This is a genomic window from Streptomyces sp. NBC_00236 (genome assembly GCF_036195045.1).
GTDB lineage: Bacteria > Actinomycetota > Actinomycetes > Streptomycetales > Streptomycetaceae > Streptomyces.
Genome location: NZ_CP108100.1, coordinates 18165 through 37219, shown reverse-complemented (window position 1 = coordinate 37219; position 19055 = coordinate 18165). Strand labels below are relative to the sequence as shown.

Genomic DNA, 19055 nt, shown 5'->3' with positions numbered 1-19055 from the left:
ACGCCCTCGGGCGGGACCGTGGTGGTGCGGTGCGATGCGGCCGTGCAGGTCGCGTTCGTCGGGCATCGTGCGGGTCTCGTCCGAGTCGTGGCCGGCGTCCAGGTGGACGGTGACCTCGTCGGGCAACGGCCCCAGGCCGTCCAGGTGCTCCAGGGCCGGGGCGGTCAGCGGGGGAGTCGTGCCAGTCGGCACCGGCCGGAACACGACCCTGCGGCTTCCGGTCCTCCCGGATCTGGTGATCCATCGCATTCCTTGAGCTGGGGTGTTGCGACGACCACAAGAACGGAAGCACCGACCCCCGGGGGCTTTGGTGATGGAGCCGGCAACCGCGATCTGGCCGAGGACGAGATCTTGGCGAACGCGATCCGGTCGCTGATGCGTCGGCGGTGGCAGCCAAGCGGATGGTCCGGGTGGTATTCCGGCCGCGCGGGCAGCAGGACCGCGCATTGGTCCCGGATCGGCCCGGTCAGTTATGACGGAAGCGCAGGCACAGGTCTCCTCGTTGATCACGGAGCATGAGTAACTCCATGATCAACGGGACCTGTGCCCGCTCGGCCACCTGCCTTCCCCACCGCGCCCGTCCGCGCGGCCACTCAGATGCTGTTGGCGATGCGCTCGTGGTCCCGTTCGCCCTCGCGGGTCTGGATGCCGGCGGCGAGCAGCTTGTGGGCGAGCTCGGTGACCTCATCGCCGAACGCCGCGGACAGGCCCTCGTTCTCGACGGCGTACGCCGGACGCGGAATCGGCTGCGCGACCGCGTCGACTGCGGCCTTGGTAATGCCGATTACCTCGGGCCGCAGGCCGGCGATCCGTCGGGCGAGGGTGTCGACGAAGGAATCGAGTTCTGCGGCGGGCAGGGCACGGTTGATCAGGCCGTACCGTTCCGCGAGCTCGGCGCCCACGAGTTCGGCGCCGAGAATGAGCTCCAGCGCTCGGGCCCTTCCTGCCAGGCGCGTCATGTTCACCGTGCCGCCGCCTCCGGGGAGAATCCCCATCAAGGACTCCGGCTGCCCCTGCCCCGACTTGCCGATGGCCGCGAATCGCATGTCCAGGTACATGAAGAACTCGTTGCCCGCGCCGCGCGCGAAGCCCGCCAGCTTGCCGATGGTGACCTGCGGCAGCGAGCGGACCTCCTCGCTCATCGCCTGGAGGATGTTCAAGCCCTCGGGGATGGGCGAGTCCGGTGCAGCCGCGATCGCAGCGCGAGTGGCTGCGGGCAGCGCGTCGGGGTCGGTGAGGTAGGCCATGTCACCGTGCGCAACGAAGAACTCCGGGTCAGCACTCTCGAAGACGATGACGCGGACGTCGGCGTCGTCCCGCACACGTGCGACGAATGCCCGGAGCGACGGCAGGAGGACCGCGTCCATCAGATTGAGTGGCGGGTGATCGATTGTCACCGTTGCGACCCCCTCCGAGACGTCGATCGTCAGGGCGGGAAGGTCTTCATAGCTCATGAGGGGCTCCATATCGCGGTAAGGGACGACCCGTCACAGGCCGCCGACTGGGCACAGTGTGGCGACTCAGTATCGATGCTGACACCGAGTGTCAGGTTAGGAATCTGTACCCGAATAAGCAAACGAGTGTGCCGGAGTACACTCATCCCCATGAGCGCAGCGCCAGTCGGTACCCGTGAGATCAGCCGCCACGCGGTGCGAGCAGAACTGGCCCGCGTAGCGTTCAACCAGTTCTGCCTCACCGGCTTCAACCAGGTCACCTTCGCCGACCTCTCCAAAGCCGCCGGAGTGTCGCGGAGCACCTTCCTGCGCTACTTCGGCACCAAGGAGGACGTGGTCCTGTTCGTCTTCGACCCCGTCGGCGACGTCATCACTGACGCGCTCGATGCCGAGCGGGCCAACCAGGACGACTGGAGCAGGCTGCGCAACGCCCTGGAGTCAGCCGTGACGTTCCTTGTACGCGACGTCCAGGAACTCGTGACGATCCTCGGCCTCATCGAGCAGACCCCAGCCCTGTGCGCACGCCTCCGCGAGAAGCAGGCTGAATGGCGGCCGGAGATCGTCGCCCGACTTCAGGAGACAGCCGCCTCGACCGTCGGCTCATCGGTCATCGCCAACGTTCGCGCAGCCGCGGCGCTCGAATGCTTGTGGATCGTCCTCGGGCAATGGAGTGCGAGCGACGGCGAAGAGGACCTCGGCAAACTGCTGGACGATGCGTTCGCCGCCTTCGCGACCCCGACATGCCGGCAGACGGACGCTCCGACGTAAAGGGCCGAGGCGGCGGCTTCCTCGGCGGTGCCGAAGCAGTGCCTGGGGTATCTCGATTCCTTGGAGCATCCGTGCAAAACGATGGAAGGGCTCGTGGGGACCAGCACTCCGAACGGAATTCCGGTCCGGCGATGGTGAGCCGAGAAACCGAGACCGCAGAAATCATCCGGCGTGTGGTCACGGACCGGTCCCACAGCGACGTCTTGATCGTCACGGGTGACCCCGGTGCCGGAAAGACCACGCTGCTCGACCTCGCGGCCGATCGCGCACGGGTCACGGGTGGCCGAGTGCTGAGGGCGGTGGGGAGCGAATCCGAGGCGCACCTCGGATTCGCCGGTCTTCATCAGATGCTGCGCCCGGTACTTGCCGAAGCGGAGGCACTGCCGTCGCGGCAGCGCTCCGCGCTCCGAGCCGTCCTGGGGCTCGATGAGTGTGCGGAGACTCCCGACGCAATGCTCGTCGGTCTGGCGGTCCTGACCTTGTGGTCGGACCTGGCGGAATCCGCCCCGCTGCTGGTGGTGGTCGACGACGCCCAGTGGATCGACCGCGGATCACTGGACGTTCTCTCGTTCGTGGCACGACGCATGGACAGCGAACCCGTCACGCTGCTGGTCGGAGTCCGCACGGCGGACGCGCTGCCCGGCTTCGACAAGGGATACGAACGCCTCGAACTCGGCCCGCTGGACGCTGAGGCGGCCAACCAGCTGCTGGACCGGCAGCCCACGCCGCCCACCGGCCGAACCCGGGTGCGGATCCTCGAGGAGGCGGCCGGCAACCCACTGGCCCTGGTGGAACTCGCCCACGCCACCGCGATCCGGCACCCCGAGGGCAGTGGCGTGGAGGGCCCGCTGCCGGTCACCGACCGACTGGAGCGGATCTTCGCGGGGCACCTGGCGGACCTGCCGGAACCGACCCGCCGCATCCTGCTGCTGCTCGCGGCCGCAGACGCGGCGGACGCTCCGGCGGCGGCCGTGGGAATTCCCGAGGCGGACGACGACGCATGGGTACCCGCGGACCGGGCCGGTCTCGTACGCCAGGACGGGCCCGGGATCTCCTTCCGTCACCCGCTCGTCCGCTCAGCCGTCTACCACGCCGCGTCGTTCGAGGAACGGCGCCGGGCCCACCTCGCTCTCGCGGAGTTGCTGTACGAGGAGCCCGACCGCCGAGCCTGGCACCTCGCCGCCGCGACCGTGCGCCCCGACCAGGACGTGTCGGCCGCCCTGCAGCAGACGGCCTACCGGGCCCTGCGCCGGGGTGGCTTCGCGGCCGCTGCCGCGGCCCAGGAGCGCGCCGCGGAACTCAGCCCGCGCCGCGATGACCGGGCGCGTCTTCTGACCGAAGCCGCTGCCACCGCCGTCTTCACCGGTCAACTCGGCTGGGTGGAACACCTGGCAGCCGCAGTCCGCGAGTGCACCGACGACCGAGCACTGCTGGGCAGGGCCGCGCTTGCCACCGGGCAGCTCATGTCCCTGGGCCCCCATCACACAGCAGCCTTCGCCCTGCTCATGCGTGTTGCCGCCGACGCGACGGACGCCCGGTCGCCCCTCGTTCTCGACGCGTTGTGCGCGGCGGCGGTGGTCCGTTACTACTCGGGCGAGGAGTCCCAGCAGCGACAGATTCAGAACCTGCTCTCCCGCATGCCCGACGATGCCGCCGGAGCTGCGCTCCGCGCCTGGGTACTGGCCGTCTCCGACCCCAGCAGCGCAGGAGCCTTTCTCACACCGGCCCTGCCCGGGCTCATCGCCGAGGCCAAGGGCGACGCCGGCCGCCTGACCGCGCTGGCCATCGTTGCCTGGGTGCTCGACCAGACCACCCTCGCCGCCAGGACCTTCGACGAGGCGTTCGACCAGTGGCAGGCCCATGGATGGCTCCCGGACGGACTGGGATGCGCGGCCGGCTGGACCCGCCTGGAGCAGGGCCGATGGGCGGAGGCCCGCTCGGTGGCGACTGACATCGCGGCCATGGCATCGTCGGCCGGACTCGACCACGCCGAGGCGTGTGCTCATGCACTCGACGCCACGGTGGTCGGCCTGCTCGGTGACCCGGCCACCGCACGCCGGCTCGCCCAACGAGCTCTGGCTCTCGTCGATCCACTGGAGAGCCGCTCCGTCGCGGTCTTCGCGCGTCGGGCCCTGGGGATGGCGGCCGTGGCCGAGGGCGACTACGACACCGCGTACACGCATTTCCGCTCCGCTTTCACCGACGAAGGCGATCCGGTCCACTACCACGTCTCCTACACCGTCCTGGCCGAACTGGCGGCAGCGGCCGTCCGCCGAGGACAGCAGGCGCACGCCACAGAGCTGCTCGAACGGTCGGCGCGGCGCCTCGGTACGGGCATGTCGGCACGGGTGCGCGCACTGATAGACCGGGGCCGCGCCCTGCTGGCGGATCCCGACTACGCGGAGCCGTTCTTCCGGGCAGCGCTCAAGGAACCCTCAGGTGAGCAGTGGCCGTTCGAACGGGCGCAGACACAGCTCGACTACGGGGAATGGCTCCGGCGGCAGCGCCGAATCGCCGAGGCCCGTCCGCTGCTGAGCGCCGCCCTGGAAACCTTCCAGCGGCTGGGCGCGCGGCCGTGGGTCGAGCGGGCACAGGCAGAACTGCGCGCCTCCGGCATCGACGCCGTCGACGTCGTGCCCGTCGCCTTCGCCGAACTCAGCCCCCAGCAGCAGCAGATCGCCCAGCTGGCGGCCCGTGGCCTGACGAATCGTGAGATCGGGGAGAAGCTGTTCCTCTCACCGCGCACGGTCGGTTCGCACCTCTACCGTGTGTTCCCCAAGCTGGGCATCACCGCCCGCTCACAGATCCGCGACGTGGTCGAAAGCACTCTGTCGGGTACCGGTGTTCAGAGCTGACTGACGTTCCCCGTGACACTGGACACTCGATGCTTGGCGATGGTCGTCGCGTGGAACGTGCGCTTGCAGTCTTCCGTGGTGGGGCGGGCGGTGGTCACCCAACGACGCCGCGCCTGGCGCAGCCAGGGCCGGCGGACTGTGCGGAGATCGACGGCCGAGGTCAGGCGCCGAAACGGCAGCGGGGGTAGGGCCACCGACGAAATGCTCTGACCTGCTGTGAGGGTTCAGGTCACGCGTGTGGGATCCCGAGCTCAGTGGATGCGGTTCCCAGCCGGATCTGCGGGGCACCGAGGCAACTCGTAGCACCCGAACGGAAGTGGCACGTGGCGACGAACCGCACGTGTGGACGGACAACGACGGGGCGATCGTGGACCTGCTCGCGGGCCGTCTGCCGGCGACGGACCGCTGGTAGGGCTCTCCCGGGTGGCGCCCGTGCCGGAGCACTTCGTGGGGTGGCCACAAGGGCTGTTGTCCGAGGCGATTGGCAGGATTGCGGCCATGAATGTCACTCCTGTCACTCCGCCACGGCCGATCGATGTTGCCGCGGTCTTTCCCCAACTGGCTCCGCTGGCCCGCACGGCGACCCGCCTGCACCCCCGCCCTGGGGCGCCGACGTGGCACGACAGCTCGATCGGCGGGCCGCTGCTGTGGCCCGCCGAGGAGCCGTGGCCGCACTGCGAGGAACCGCATGTGGTGGACGGCATCAACCCAGCCCAGTCCCCGGCGGATCTGCGGCTGGAACGACGGATCTTCGCCGCCTCGCACGGCCGTGACCTGACTCCGGAGGAACGGGAGACTCTCGAGCGGATCCGACCCCCTCGGAGGTATCCGGTGAGCCTGGCGGTCCGGACGTACGACGGCCCCATGGCGATGCTGCCCGTCGCGCAGCTGTACCGACGGGATGTGCCCGATCTGAGCCCGCCGGAGGGCAAGGACCTGCTGCAGGTTCTGTGGTGCCCCTTCGATCATCCGATCATGCCCAGGACCCTGCTCTTCTGGCGTTCGACAGCCGCCGTCACCGACGTTCTCGACACGCCCCCTGAGCCGCCCGCTGTGCAGTTCGACGGCTATCTACCGGAACCGTGCGTGCTCGAACCGGAGCAGATCACCGAGTACCCCGACCATATGGAGCTGAGCGAAGAACTGCGGGAGCAGCTCAAGCGGTGGAGTGTGCCGCGGGCAGCAGAGGAAGACATGGACCCGGACACGTACTACGACTGTGCGCTGTCCAACGCCCCCGGCTGGAAGGTCGGAGGCTGGCCCGCTTGGAACTCCACCGACCCCGGCCCGCGGCCCTGCTCCGAGTGCGGCACGGGCATGGAGGTCCTGATGACCGTCGCCACGTTCGAGGAAGGGGACGACGCCGCGAACAGCTGGTCTCCGCACCCCCACCCAGGTGCTGGGCCGTACCCCGGCCACCGCGGCTACAACGCGACCGGGGTCCAGATAGGCAGCGGCTACCGGCAGCATCTGTTCGTCTGCCCGGCGAAGCCCGAGCATCCGCACATCGAGTTGATGACGTAGCCCGTCCACAATGTGCAGCCGGGGTGTCACGGTGCGGGCATGCCGTGGCGCCGGGCGGCCGCGAGGCCCAGGGTCCGGACCGCCGACGGATTTTGTTGACCGATGTTGCAGGCCGGCGGACACGACTGCCCGCTCCGATCCGCTGCAGGCGGCGGACGACCGCCAGGCAGTAGCCGGGCATCGCATCGCTCCTCTCGCTGGGGGCGAACCATGGACGACGTGGGGCCGCCACCGCGTCCAGACCTGCGGACGATGAGGCTTGACGCCCTGCGCTACAAGGGGCTCAAGCCGGGCCCCATGGGCGTGTGCGCACCGTGCCAGAAGGCACAGTGGTGCGCGTCGTACGCGTCGTACGCGCGGATCGCCCCGGGGCCGGGCGCCAGCGACAGAACGGGTCCCGTGGTGCGCAGGACCGGCCAGCGAGGAGCGCCGGGTGTGTTCGGGTTCCCGGTGTGGGCGAAAGACGCCCAGTAGTCGATCATGCGGTCGGACAAGGTGCCCTGCGCCTCCGTCAGAGGTTGTTGGGTGGGCACGGAGGAGAAGAGGTAAGGCAGTTCGAAGCCGTGCGCAGCCCCGTAGGGGAGGTCGGCATGTGGGGGGAGGCCGGTCAGGACGGGGGCGTCCGGGTCGTTGAACTCGTAGCCGTAGAGCGGCGTCCGAGGCGCCTTCGTGGCGATTTCGCGGGCTGCTTGGAGCGTGGTGCATGTCAGGGAGCGGTCGGTCAGCGCCGCGGACCAGGCCAGCGCCGGGGTCGGGTAGCGCGCTGCCGGGTAGCGCGAGGCCACGGCGGCGCCGGCCGGGCCGAAGGCGTCGCTGAGACGGGCGTGGTAGTCCTCCTCGGTCCGGAGGGGGTACGCGGTGAGTGACTGGCCGACGAACATCCGCATCTCGTCATGGTTGGTGCCCTGGAGCAGCGGCACACGGTGGAAGCGGCCGGAGGCGAGGGACTCGCCCGGTGCCGTGGGAAGCAGTGAGTTGCCGAAGGCGGGGCGGTTGAAGGACTGCATGATCTGCGTGGTGGCGAGGCGTTCCGTGCTCTGCTCGCGCAGGCAGGCAAGGACTCGGGCGTCGTCGTTCGCCGCGCAGCCGAGTTCTCGCGCTGCCCGGGCGCCGCTGTCCTGGACGTCGTGTTCGGTGGCGAAGGGCTCGTATGCCGCTGTTCCGGGGCCGAGGGCGCCGGGCGGGAACGACATGAGACAGGAACCGCTCTGCAGCACCGCCTTTTGGAAGAGCCCGGCTGCGCGCGGGGAGGTGAGGTGCGCGCAGATGCTCAGGGCACCTGCGGATTCGCCGAACAGAGTGACGGCGCCGGGGTCGCCGCCGAAGCGCTCCGCGTTCGCCCGTACCCAGCGCAAGGCGGCCTGCTGGTCCGCGAGGCCGAACGGCGGCGCGGAGCCCAGGGCCCGATGACCGAAGTAACCGAAGACGCCGAGGCGGTAGTTGACCGTGACGACGAGGGTGTCACCGCGAACGGCCAGCCGCTCTGCTCCGTAGTCGCCGCCGGACCCGCCGAGGAACGCCCCACCGTGCAACCACACCAGGACCGGGCGCCGTTCGCCGGCGGGCGGACGTGCCGACGGCACGGTGACGTTGAGATAGAGGCAGTCCTCGGAACCGCTCACTCCTTCCATACCGGGCATCGGCATCTGTACGCAGCGCGAGGCGGGGACCGTCGCGTCCCTCACCCCCTGCCACGCCGCCGCCGGCGCGGGCTCCTGCCAGCGCAGGCGACCCGTGGGCGGTGCAGCGTAAGGGATGCCGTCGAAGGTGACGTACGAGCCGTGGGCGGCGCCGCGGATCAGGCCGTGATCGGTCCGTACGAGAGTCCCTGTCAGAACTCCGTAGGCGCGCGGGGGTTCGGCCGCAGCGCTCGTGACGGACACGACCATGACGGCGAGCAGAACGGCCAGGCGCAGTAGGCGGACGCTGTGCGTGCCCGGGCCGACTCGCGTACGCGGACGCGGTGGTGGGATCGAGGTCATGCGTGTTCCCCTGTCTCGATGGGCCGTCCGGAGGCGGCCGGTGCTCGTTACGCTAGAAGCTCCCGCGCACTGGAGGTTCAAGGGTCTGTGACGCACCGCACATGGAGCATCGGCGAACTCGCTGCCGGGACCGGGATCGCAGTGAAAACCCTGCGCTACTACTCCGACAGCGGTCTGCTGCCGGTCGCGGAGCGCAGCAGCGGGGGTCACCGGCGCTACGGCCCGGAGGCGTGGGAACGGATCGGGCTGATCAGGCGCCTGCGGGCACTGGACACCCCGATCGCGACCGTCTCGCGGGTGGCGAGCGGGGAGCAGGCTCTCAGTGACTTCGTAGCGGCCGAACTCGACGCCGTTCAGGAGCAGCTGACGCAGTTGCTGTGGCGGCAGGCCACACTTCGCGCCCTCGACGACTGCGTGGACGGCGAGCGGATGCGGCGCCTGGAGATCCTCGCCCGGGTGCAGCGGCTTCCGCAGGCGCGGCGAACCCTCACCGATCACTGGTACCGCGAGCTGCCGGCGGAGATGCCGAAGCGGCGGCTCGACCTCATGGTCGCCATGCTGTCGCCCGAGCCCCCGCACGATCCCTCTCCCCTCGCGGCACTGGCCTACGCAGAGATCCACGTGCTGGTCTCCACGCCCGGTTTCACGCGCTGGACGGGGGATCACTCGCAGGAGATGCGGGACGCACCCGCCTTCTACGGCGAGATAGACGAGGCGGCCGCTCTGACGGCCGCTGCTGTGAGGGCCGGGCTCCCGCCGGGCCCCGGGGAGGCGGTCGACGCGTTCGTGTCCGCCCACGCGCGGGCTCGGAGGGAGTCGGACACCCCGGCCTTCCGTCGCTTCCTGCACACGCTGGTCTCCGGATCGTCGGGCTTCGACCCGCGTCTGCGCCGCTACTGGGGTCTGCTGGACACCGTCACCGGCGGACGCTCCCTGAACATGACTGCGGCCCACGCGTGGCTGACCGACGGACTGGGCCTCTCGATCACCGACTCTGCGCCTCGGGCCTAAGGGGCTGTCCCGCGAGTGCTGGTGGATCAGCGCGCGGCGTCGGATGCGTCCATCGCAAGAGCGGGCGGGGTCCCGTTGAGGCACCTGAAACGCTACCTTCCTCAGCCTCTTCTGAAGAATTTCCAGGAGTCCGATGACATTCGTGAGGCGCTTCGACCACGTGGGCATCACCGTCGCTGACCTCGACGCCGTGACGGCGTTCTTCGGCGGCCTCGGTCTGGAGGCCGATCGGAAGACTGCCGTTGAAGGCGAGTTCCTCGACACGGTGATCGGCATGACCGGAGCCCGCACCGAGATCGTCATGCTGCGACTGCCCGGCGGAGGTACGACGCTGGAGCTCTCGAGCTTCACGCGGCCGGACCACCTCCCGGGTTCGCCGGCCGCGCCGGCCAATGAGCCGGGCCTGCGCAACGTCGCCTTCGGAGGGCACGACCTCCGAGCCGCGGTCGACCATGCCGCGGGCGACGGCTACGGCCTCGTGGGAGGCATCGGCGCATACGAGGGCGTGTGGCGGATGGCCCGTGTCCGCGGGCCCGAGGGCATCATCGTCTCGTTGGCCGAGAGCATCAAGAAGTAGGGAGACATCATGAGCACGACCGTGACCGACGAACAGATCCGGGCTCTGGCCGCGACCGCGAAGCCCTACAGCCTGGCGCTCCTTCACTGGGGGCCGGAGCGGACCATGGACGGCGCGGACGCCATCGAACTCGAACACCAGCGACGCATGGTGTCGCTGCGCGTTGAAGGGGTGATCGCTGTCCTGTGCCCGGTCGCCTCCGCTACTGTGGCCGGCGTAGCGATCATGACCGTGCCGGCTGAGGAGGCCTCGGAAATCATGGCTGGGGACCCCTGTGTGCGAGCCGGGATGATGCGCTGCGAGGTTCACGCGTGCCACGGCTTCCCCGGAGACGCCCTTCCCGTATGACCGTCACCGAATCGTGCAGACCCGAGAGTCGTGGGTGCGCGCTGCCAGGTGGATTCGAGTCGTCCGGATCGCGCATGATCGATTCCTTGTGGGTGCGACGGTGCGACGGTGCGACGGTGCGGTGTGGGGGACTGCGGCTCAACCCGACGTTCGTGATGTGTCGGGCTCTGGTGGACGGGGCCGGTCCGGCCGCGTTCGTGGGAGGCCCGTTCGACGTCCGGGCCGTGTGGCGGCTATCTGGACCGAGACCAGCAGCAGAGCTGTCCTCGACGACCTCCCCGTGGGGGAATCTCCCTCATGGGGAGGAGGCCCGAGACGCTGTTCGGCAGCCGCACACCGCAGACGGGACCGGCCCCGATGCGACGGCTGTACTGATCGGTATGTGCGCCGACGACAGCCGGGCCGCCGCAGCTCGCGCCGTACCGCTCCTGATCCGGATCGCCGCCGACCCTCACCACCCACACCGCGCTGACGCTCTTGGCGCTCTCGCCGCCTCGGCCCGCGCCGTCACTTCGGAACCGCCCCCAGCGGCGAACCCCTCCGCCGCTCCGGCCTCCTGCACGGCGTCCTCGACGAATACGGCGTCGGGCGACCAGCTACCCGGCGGGCTGGTCGGTAGCCGCAGTCCGGGCCGCGATCACCGCCGGAATCTCAGTGCTCCTGTCTGCTCTCCGCAACGAGGTCTACCTCTCCGCAACGAGACCGACCCCGCCATGGAGGTCCTGCCCTGGATGACGGCCGCCGGAAGCGGCGAACCGGGGCTCCTGCGCTGCGTCCGCCGCATTCCCCACCCGGAAGAGGCCGAACCGTACGACGACCCTTGGCCCCGCCGGCCTGAAGAATGAGTGGTCGGCCCTCGACCATGGCACGCGCGGATCGGCCGGCGTTCTGTGCGTCGCACTTGCCTGCGGAGGCCAACTGTCGCGCTCTGTCACACGTACGGTGACAGAGCGCGAGAGAGTTGGCCTCTGTGTCCTGCCAGGTCGGGCTGAGCGTGGCGGTTGGCCGGGCCGTTCTCTCGTCACTCCACAGCGCGGCCGATGAGTTTGTGGCTTCCGGCCGGTCCAAGCTTGTGAGACCTGAGGAAAGGACACTGCCATGTCGGAGCTTCTCGTCGACTTCATCACCTCCCTCGACGGCTACGCATCGGGGGAGGGGTGGCCCGGATTCTGGGGTCTTGAGGGCCCGGAGTACCTCGCCTGGCTTGGCGAGCAGCCCGAGGCCACCTACCTGATGGGGGCGAACACCTACCGTTTGATGTCGGGCTTCGCCGCAGGCGAGGTCCCGAATGGCCAAGACGAGTTCAGGCCCGAAGAGGAGGCGTCCGTCGATGAGCTCGCGCAAGCGCCCAAGGTGGTGTTCTCCTCCTCTCTGAAGAAGCCCTTGACCTGGGCCAACTCCACGCTCGTCCGCGGCGACGCTGTCGAGGCGGTCCGCGCCTTGAAGTCGAGTGGCTCGGGGCTCCTCAGCACGATCGGCAGCCTCAGCCTGTGCCGGTCTCTGCTACGTGCCGGACTCGTCGACCGGTTCCGGGTCGTGATGTTCCCGGTGATCACCGGGGCCACAGGTGAAGAACGCATCTACGACGGCTATCCGGACGTCGCCCTCGACATGATCGAGCACCGCACCTTCGACGGCCGCATCCAGCTGGTCGAGTACAAGCCCCGCGTGCTCGCGCACCCGCCGCTCGGTGTGCCTGCGTGACCGTCGCCCCGTCGCCCCGTCGCCCCGTCCGCCGGTCGGGACGGCCGCCAGGACGCCGCCGGGGGGGCGGCCAATGTCAGGGCACCCGGCCCAGCTGTCCCCGGGCCGTCCCGCGATTCCGGTCGCGCCTCGCGCCCCCATCGGCCTCAGCCGCAGGGACCGGAGGTGGGCCGAGCCTTGGACCTTGACTGGTAGGAACCTGTTGCTGAGGTGCAGCCCTGACCGACGATCCGGCTGTCCTTCGGCGCCGGACCGCGCTACTGCCTGGGAGCCTGACTGCACCGGGTCGAACGGCAACTGGCCGCCGACCGGCCGGCCGGCGGCCAGGTTCCCGGGCTCGGGCCGGCAACCCGCGGCAATCCGTCCACTGGTGTAGCGGACCGCCTTGCGCAGCCCGGAACCCCTCCTGGTGACCCGGTCTTGGACGGAGCGGACCCGGTGGTTTCCACGCCCTGCCGCTCCGGGCGCGTGAGCGGATCAGGCCGGGTGCACGAGGCCGCTGACCGGGTACGAGACGGTGTCCCGGGCGGGACGGGACAGATGGACGGCGGTGTGAAAATGGCCGTCCGTCTCCTTCCCTCGAGGGTCCTCGCCGGCCGCGGTCACCGCCTCGACGGCGAACTGCCGCTCCTCGGCACTGGTGAACCGACGCTGGACGAAAGTAGGGGAAGCCGCCTTCTCCGTGACCGTCCTGGAGGAACTCACCCTGACGGCACCCCTGCCGCTGCCCTCCGACGAACCGGTCGAGCTGCAAGTGAAGGTGGCGGGACCGGACGCGGGCGGGCGGCGGACCGTGGTGTTCCACGCGCGGCCGCGCACTCCCGGGTACGACGGGCCCTGGAACCGCCACGCGTCGGGGATCCTCGCGCCCCAGGAACTGCCGGAGCCCGCGGTCGCGCCCGCCCCGTGGCCGCCCGCGGGCGCCGTCCCCCTGCCGCTCGACGCCCGGCCCGGCGAAGACTTCTACGACCGGCTCGCTCACGGCGGGCTCCGCTACGGCCCGGCCTTCCAGGGACTGCAGGCCGCCTGGCAGCTGGGCAACGACATTCTCGCCGAGGTCGGGCTGCCGGAGGAGGAACACAGCAACGCGGGCCGGTTCACCCTGCATCCGGCCCTGCTGGACTCGGCGCTGCACACCATGATGCTCCCGGGAGCCGCACCGGCGCCGGACGACAGCGCAGGCGGGCTGTCCCTGCCGTTCGCCTGGAGCCAGGTGCGACTTCACGCGTCCGGTGCCCGCCGGCTGCGGGTGCGGCTCTCGCCGACGGCGGAGAACGGAGCACGGCTGGAGCTGACCGACGGGTCAGGAGCCCCCGTGGCAACGGTACGGTCCCTGGTGCTGCGGCCGCTTCCCCGCGAGCAGTTGAAAGGCGTCCGGGCACACGGCGACTGTCTGTTCCGCCAGGACTGGATCCGCCTGCCCGATTCCCTCGACGCGGCTCCGGTGCCACGCGTGTGGGGTCTGGTGGGCGAGCCCGGACCGGCGTTGCGCGGCACCGTCCTTCCGCCAGGGGACCGGCCGAAGGCGTACGCCGATCCGGCCTCGGCGGGCGCCGACGCACCGGACGTCGTCATCGCCTGTCCGCCGCTCACCGAGACGGAAGGAATGGACCGCGCGTCAGCCGCACACCGCATGGCCGGATGGGCACTGCGGCTCGTGCAGGACTGGCTGGCCGAGGAGCGACTCAGCAATTCCCGCCTGGTCGTCCTGACCTCGGGTGCCGTCGTGACCGGGGCGGAGGCAGCCGCCTCCGCGGCGAACGACGATGCCGCGCTCGTCTGCGCGCCGGTATGGGGACTGCTCCGCTCGGCGCAGACGGAGAACCCCGGCCGGTTCGCACTGGTCGATGTCGACGACACCCCCGCGTCCGGGGCTGCCCTGGCCCAGGTCACGGCGAGCCGGGAGCCCCAGACGGCCGTGCGGGAAGGAGTCGTCCACGTACCGACGCTGGTGCACGCCTCCCGCACAACGGCGGACGAGGGTCCGTCGCGCCGGGTGGACCCCGGGGGGACCGTCCTGATCACCGGGGGACCGGGCTCCCTGGGCGCCTCCTTCGCCCGCCACCTCGTGGTCGCGCACGGCATGCGCCACCTGCTGCTCGTCGGACGGCGCGGAGCCGACACGCCCGGGGCCGCCGAACTGCGAGCGGAACTCGCCGGGCTCGGTGCCGAGGTGACGGTCGCTGCCTGCGATGTCGCCGACCGCACTGCGCTCGCCGCGCTACTCGCCACTGTGCCGCGGGAGCACCCGCTGACCGCAGTGGTGCATACCGCGGGCGTGCTGGACGACGGCGTGATCGCGGCGCTGACACCGGAGCGCATGGATCGCGTGCTGCGGCCGAAGGCGGACGCGGCCCTTGCCCTGCACGAGTTGACCCGGGACAGCGACCTGGCGGTCTTCGCCCTGTTCTCCTCGGTGGCCGGCGTGTTCGGATCCGGCGGCCAGGGCAACTACGCGGCGGCGAACTCGTTCCTGGACGCGCTGGCACAGCACCGCAGGAGCATCGGCCTGCCCGCCACCTCCCTCGTCTGGGGCCCCTGGCAGCAGAACGGCGGCATGACCGCCGAGCTCGCAAGCGCGGATCTGCGCCGGATGGCACGCTCCGGGCTCGTCCCGCTGCGGACCGACGAGGGCCTCGCGCTCTTCGACACCGCCGTCGAGAGCGGGGACGCTGTCCTGGTGGCAGCACGCCTGAACCCGCAGGTGCGCGGGACCGCCGATGCCCCCCTCTCCCGCTTGCCGGGCCCCGGGCCCGTGCGCCGGACACCCGCGGGGCCCGAGGCCGGCGATTCCCTGCGACGACGGCTGGCCGGCACGCAGTCCGGCGACCACGGAGCGCTGCTCCTGTCGGAAGTACGGACCGAAGCCGCCGCAGCGCTCGGATACACCGAGGGACAGTCCGCGATCGAGGCGGACCGCCCGCTGGCGGAGCTGGGCCTCGACTCACTGGCCGCAGTCGAGCTGCGCAACCGGCTCGCGACGGTGACCGGGCTCGTCCTGCCCGCCACACTCCTCTTCGACCACCCCACACCGTGCGCGGTCGCCGCCCACCTCGAGGAACGCTTTTCCGATACGGCCCCGAAAACGCTCCCCGCCCCGAACGTCACGCCAGCCAACGCGACGGGCGGAGCCCCGGAAAGGGCTGCGGAACCGGGTGGCGCCGACTCCCTTTCCGCCCTCTTCCGCAAGGCGTGCGCCCTCGGCAAGGCATGGGACGGCATGGCACTTCTGACGATCGCTTCCCGCTTCCGTGAGGTCTTCGACAGCACGGACACCCTTCGCACCCCGCCCGCGGCCGTCAACGTCGCAACCGGCCCTGCCCGCCCCCGGCTGATCTGCTTCCCGGCTCTCAGCGCGCTTTCGGGCCCTCATGAGTACGCCCGTTTCGGGTTGTCCCTCCAGGGCCTGCGGGACGTCTGGGTGCTGCCGAATCCGGGATTCCTGCAGCGCGAGGCCCTGCCCGCCACACTGGAGGCCTTCGTGTCGGCGCAGGCCGCCGCCGCTCTCGCGTGCTCGGGCGACGAGCCGTTCGTCCTGCTGGGGCGCTCGGCCGGCGGCTGGGTGGCGCAGGCCGTTGCCGAACACCTGGAACGTGCGGGCGTGCGCCCGTCCGCGGTCGTCCTGGTCGACACGTTCGCCGGGGACAGTGTCAGCGGGGCGGAGGACGGGCCCGCGCTCTCCGCCATGACCGTCGGAATGCTCGACAAGGCCGCCCAGTTCGCCTCGGCCGAGACCGACCGGCTCACGGCGATGACCGGCTACCTCGACCGGTTCTCCGGCTGGGAACCCTCGGAGCTCTCGGCGCCCACACTCCTCGTCCGGGCCCGGGGACGGCCTGCCCGGCATCGAAGCGGCGGAGCCGTGGAGTCTGCCGCACTCGGAAGTCACCGTCCCGGGCGACCACTTCAGCGTCCTTGAGGAGCATGCCCGCACGACCGCCCTCGCCGTCCACGCGTGGCTTTCCGAGCACCGCAGTCCCTGAATCCTGCCCTGCTTGAATCCCGCTTGTCGTTGTCCGCTGTCATCCCATCGAGGTCACTTGGTCGATCTGGTCCGGGCCGTAGCGTGCTTCGATCGTGGTGAACTGGTGGCACGACCGGAAGGGGCCGCGGCATGACTGACCAGCCGTTCGACGCGGAACCCCCCGAGCACCTCCGCTACCGCAGGTACCTGGGGGATCTGGGAGATGTCTCGGAGGCGGCCGAGGCCGTCCTGGTGGCCACGGTTCTGGAAGACCCGGACGTGTCGATGGCGGAGGCCGCGGTCAACCGCCACCTTGAGCGCCAGGCAGCCCGTCTGCTGACCGACCCGGCGTTCCCCGCCTGGGCCCGGACCATGGCCACGGTAATCGGAAACCGCCCCTTCCTCGTCCGTCGGCTGCGCGAGTGGGCCCTGCTCAGGGCAATCGCGCTGGATGAGCCATGGACCGCCGAGGACCTCACCACTGCATCCGACTGGTTCCAGCGCACGGCCTCCGTCGTACTCGTTGTCACCTCACCCGAGGCCCTCAGCCTGCTCGCCGAACGGGGACGAACCCGTCGCGTACGGAACGCAGCGAGCCGCCGACTGCAACATTCAGATCGACACCGGCCTGACTCGGTCCACAAGCCTTGACGATTCCGCCCTCAAGTCCCCGAAAGCATCAGGTACTCAGCGATGGTGCCCCATAGGTGGCGGCCTGTTTGTCCGTGCTTCGATGCGGGCCGTTACGGATGGTGAAGGCGCGTCAGTATGGTGCGGCAGAGGCGCTGTACTTCCGCGTCGTTGTCGACGCTCCGGAATCGTCCCCCTCGTCGGGGCAGTGCGAGCTCGGCCTGGATACGGGGGAGTGCTGGTGCTGCGGCCTGGCCCATCCGGTCGAGGCAAGCCAGGACGTGGTTGCCTGTTGCGTCGTTCTCCTCCCAGGCGGCCAGCAGCGTCTGCACGACGATATCGGCTTCGGCTTCGCCTCCGATGTCCCAGAGCGCGGCTGCGGCGTGGACGCGGGTCCACTCGTACTTGGCGTCCAGAAGTTCGCGCAGTCGTGGCAGCGCGGTCTGCGCGGGCGGGCCGATGCGGCCGAGGGTATCGGCGGCGTCGCGGTTGCAGTGGCTGTCGAGCAGGGCCTCCAGTCCTGGCACGGACTCGGCGGCGTTGCGCCCGAGTTCCCACACAGCGATCGCGGCAGCTGCGCGGAGATTCACGTCTTCGGCGCCGGTCAGCGGGCGGATGACCATCAGGGCAGGTGCGGCTCCGGGGCCGAAGGATGCGAGGGCGTTCACGGCGGAGGTGGCGGTGGACCAGTGTTCGTGCCGGGCCGCAGCGCTGACGGCATGGGTAAGTGCGGGGAAGCCCGCAGGGTGACGCAGCTCAGCCAGGGCGGATATGAGTGCGCCGGTGTCCGTTTCGGGCCACTGCTTTGAGAGGTCGGCCTCGGTAAGGAGCCGGGCCAGTCTCGGCACGAGCTCCTCGGCGGCCGAGCTCAGGTGCCCGGCGACCTGGACGGCACGCCACGCGTCGCACCCTGTGTCCAGCGCGGTCAGCAGGCAGGGCAGGGCCCGTACGTCACCGAGGCGAGCCAGTGCCATGACGGCTTCCTGATGCGCCCGACGCCGCAGCGGATGGGGCGACGCCCACACGTCGGATCCGTACACAGCGCGGTGGGCATCGATGTAGTCGGCGAGGGCCTCGCGGGCCGGCTCGGAGACAAGGGGCAGAGATCCGAGGACTTCGGCGGCCGCGGCGGCGGTGTACGGGTCCTCAGGCAGCAGGCATTCCGTGAGGAGCATGACGAGGCCGGTGTGCTCGCCCCGCCAGGAGGCGATCAGGTCCTTGGCCATACGGATCGCGTCGTACCGGGTGGCAGGGTCTGGGCTGCGGAGCTGTTCGGCGAGCAGCGCGGTGCGCTCGGGCAGGCGTGCGTCGAGCACCGCGTGGAAGCGGCGAAGGAGATCGGTGGTGGGTGCGTGCACACGGTTGTGCCGTTCGAGGTCGGCGAACGCGGCAACTATCTGCGCCGGCACATCCTGCCCGGTTGTGGTTGCCGGCTCGGCAGCGCAGGCACAGGCATCGGGGCCGGCCTCGCAGTGCTTGCCCCGTGGTTCGGGCTGGGGTGCGGGCGTGAGCTGTCGGAGCAGGCTGATCGCCGTGGGAACGGTCTCGGCGCCGATGCTCGCGGGGGAGCACCGTGCCTTGTGGACGAGTGCGGCCAGGCGAATGTCGGGGTCTGCGGTGGCTTCGCCGGCCAGGGTGTCGAGCCACGACGTGGCGGAGGAGCGAGCTGCCGGCAGCCGCAGCGCCAGGTCTGCCATCGTCCGGACAACCAGTAGCCGCTCGACGATCCCGCGTTCTGCGGACAGCCGGTCACGCAGGAGCGCAACGGCGTGGTCGGCGTCTTCGAGGAAGTGGCCGAGGCCCTCGATCGCCGGTTGGCGTACGGAGGCGTCGGGGTGGGAGGAGTGGGAGATGAAGATGTCGGCGCGCTCGCGTATGAGGGCCAGGCTGTCTGCGCCTGCTGTGGACTCGGTGCCTTCCGGTGAGTAGGAGAGGCCGTCGCTCCGGTCGGCGGATTCGCGGCCGATGCTGAGCAGCAGCCGCACGATGGAGGCACGGTCGGGGGTCTCGGCGTCGTCTGCCATGGCGAACAAGTACGGCAGGCTGGCTGCCGTACAGGGATACACGTCGCCCTGGTGGTGGGCCGCGTTGTGGAAGTCGTTGAACGCCTTGTCCCGGACCTCTGGGTCAGGGGAGGCCATCGCCCGCAGCCATACGGGGACTTCGACGGCCGGGCCATAGGCGTGGCTCATCGACGACCAGTCGATGCTGTCCAGTTCGTTGATCATGGACGGCACT

General features: G+C 70.3%; 13 protein-coding genes. 9 read left to right on the top strand and 4 right to left on the bottom strand.

The genetic code is table 11. From position 1 onward, the window contains the following. Positions 1-593: 593 nt before the first annotated feature. Positions 594-1454, bottom strand: coding sequence for an enoyl-CoA hydratase/isomerase family protein (locus OG446_RS00160; RefSeq protein WP_328892041.1), 861 nt, complete (start codon positions 1452-1454; stop codon positions 594-596). A 150-nt stretch (positions 1455-1604) separates the two neighbouring features. On the opposite strand from OG446_RS00160, the gene OG446_RS00155 reads away from it, so the two are divergent. The 3 genes from OG446_RS00155 (at position 1605) to OG446_RS00145 (ending at position 6601) form a co-directional block, all read left to right on the top strand. After that, on the top strand, positions 1605-2222 hold the full coding sequence (locus OG446_RS00155) for a TetR/AcrR family transcriptional regulator (protein WP_328892040.1): 618 nt from the start codon (positions 1605-1607) through the stop codon (positions 2220-2222). Between the two features lie 131 nt (positions 2223-2353). Then, positions 2354-5077: a helix-turn-helix transcriptional regulator gene (locus tag OG446_RS00150; protein ID WP_328892039.1), complete on the top strand. Its 2724-nt coding sequence runs from the start codon at positions 2354-2356 to the stop codon at positions 5075-5077. Positions 5078-5575: 498 nt separating this feature from the next. After that, the gene (locus tag OG446_RS00145) at positions 5576-6601 is read left to right on the top strand and encodes a hypothetical protein (protein ID WP_328892038.1); all 1026 of its coding nucleotides are present in this window, start codon (positions 5576-5578) and stop codon (positions 6599-6601) included. Between the two features lie 272 nt (positions 6602-6873). On the opposite strand, the gene OG446_RS00140 is transcribed toward OG446_RS00145, so the two are convergent. Then, on the bottom strand, positions 6874-8583 hold the full coding sequence (locus OG446_RS00140; protein WP_328892037.1) for a carboxylesterase/lipase family protein: 1710 nt from the start codon (positions 8581-8583) through the stop codon (positions 6874-6876). A gap of 87 nt (positions 8584-8670) precedes the next feature. Between OG446_RS00140 and OG446_RS00135 the strand changes: the two genes are divergently transcribed. The 4 genes from OG446_RS00135 to OG446_RS00120 all read left to right on the top strand — a co-directional run bounded on the left by OG446_RS00135 (position 8671) and on the right by OG446_RS00120 (position 12223). Then, entirely contained in the window at positions 8671-9594 is a 924-nt protein-coding gene (locus tag OG446_RS00135; protein WP_328892036.1) for a helix-turn-helix domain-containing protein, read from the top strand. 133 nt (positions 9595-9727) lie between these two features. Next, positions 9728-10171, top strand: a complete 444-nt coding sequence (locus OG446_RS00130; RefSeq protein ID WP_328892035.1) for a VOC family protein — start codon at positions 9728-9730, stop codon at positions 10169-10171. 9 nt (positions 10172-10180) lie between these two features. Beyond that, a complete protein-coding gene (locus tag OG446_RS00125; protein ID WP_328892034.1) occupies positions 10181-10519 on the top strand; it encodes a hypothetical protein in 339 nt (112 codons plus the stop codon). Between the two features lie 1098 nt (positions 10520-11617). After that, positions 11618-12223, top strand: coding sequence for a dihydrofolate reductase family protein (locus OG446_RS00120; protein ID WP_328892033.1), 606 nt, complete (start codon positions 11618-11620; stop codon positions 12221-12223). 477 nt (positions 12224-12700) lie between these two features. Here OG446_RS00120 and OG446_RS00115 read toward each other — a convergent pair whose 3' ends face one another. Continuing rightward, positions 12701-12928, bottom strand: a complete 228-nt coding sequence (locus OG446_RS00115; protein ID WP_328892032.1) for a hypothetical protein — start codon at positions 12926-12928, stop codon at positions 12701-12703. Here OG446_RS00115 and OG446_RS00110 point away from each other — a divergent pair. After that, entirely contained in the window at positions 12906-16142 is a 3237-nt protein-coding gene (locus OG446_RS00110; RefSeq protein WP_328892031.1) for a type I polyketide synthase, read from the top strand. The two genes, OG446_RS00115 and OG446_RS00110, sit on opposite strands and share 23 nt — an antisense overlap. Before the next feature lie 195 nt (positions 16143-16337). Beyond that, the gene (locus OG446_RS00105; RefSeq protein ID WP_328892030.1) at positions 16338-16838 is read left to right on the top strand and encodes a hypothetical protein; all 501 of its coding nucleotides are present in this window, start codon (positions 16338-16340) and stop codon (positions 16836-16838) included. A gap of 92 nt (positions 16839-16930) precedes the next feature. Here OG446_RS00105 and OG446_RS00100 read toward each other — a convergent pair whose 3' ends face one another. Beyond that, positions 16931-19045 carry a HEAT repeat domain-containing protein gene (locus OG446_RS00100; RefSeq protein WP_328892029.1) on the bottom strand — a complete coding sequence of 705 codons (2115 nt, stop codon included), beginning with the start codon at positions 19043-19045 and terminating at the stop codon, positions 16931-16933. Between the last annotated feature and the right edge of the window lie 10 nt (positions 19046-19055).

Excerpts from the sequence above, each read along its gene's own strand:
- OG446_RS00150 (WP_328892039.1), top strand. The coding sequence starts at position 2,354 with ATGGTGAGCCGAGAAACCGAGACCGCAGAAATCATCCGGCGTGTGGTC.
- OG446_RS00125 (WP_328892034.1), top strand. The coding sequence starts at position 10,181 with ATGAGCACGACCGTGACCGACGAACAGATCCGGGCTCTGGCCGCGACC.
- OG446_RS00120 (WP_328892033.1), top strand. The coding sequence starts at position 11,618 with ATGTCGGAGCTTCTCGTCGACTTCATCACCTCCCTCGACGGCTACGCA.
- OG446_RS00140 (WP_328892037.1), bottom strand. The coding sequence starts at position 8,583 with ATGACCTCGATCCCACCACCGCGTCCGCGTACGCGAGTCGGCCCGGGC.
- OG446_RS00145 (WP_328892038.1), top strand. The coding sequence starts at position 5,576 with ATGAATGTCACTCCTGTCACTCCGCCACGGCCGATCGATGTTGCCGCG.
- OG446_RS00100 (WP_328892029.1), bottom strand. The coding sequence starts at position 19,045 with ATGATCAACGAACTGGACAGCATCGACTGGTCGTCGATGAGCCACGCC.
- OG446_RS00160 (WP_328892041.1), bottom strand. The coding sequence starts at position 1,454 with ATGAGCTATGAAGACCTTCCCGCCCTGACGATCGACGTCTCGGAGGGG.
- OG446_RS00155 (WP_328892040.1), top strand. The coding sequence starts at position 1,605 with ATGAGCGCAGCGCCAGTCGGTACCCGTGAGATCAGCCGCCACGCGGTG.
- OG446_RS00105 (WP_328892030.1), top strand. The coding sequence starts at position 16,338 with ATGACTGACCAGCCGTTCGACGCGGAACCCCCCGAGCACCTCCGCTAC.
- OG446_RS00130 (WP_328892035.1), top strand. The coding sequence starts at position 9,728 with ATGACATTCGTGAGGCGCTTCGACCACGTGGGCATCACCGTCGCTGAC.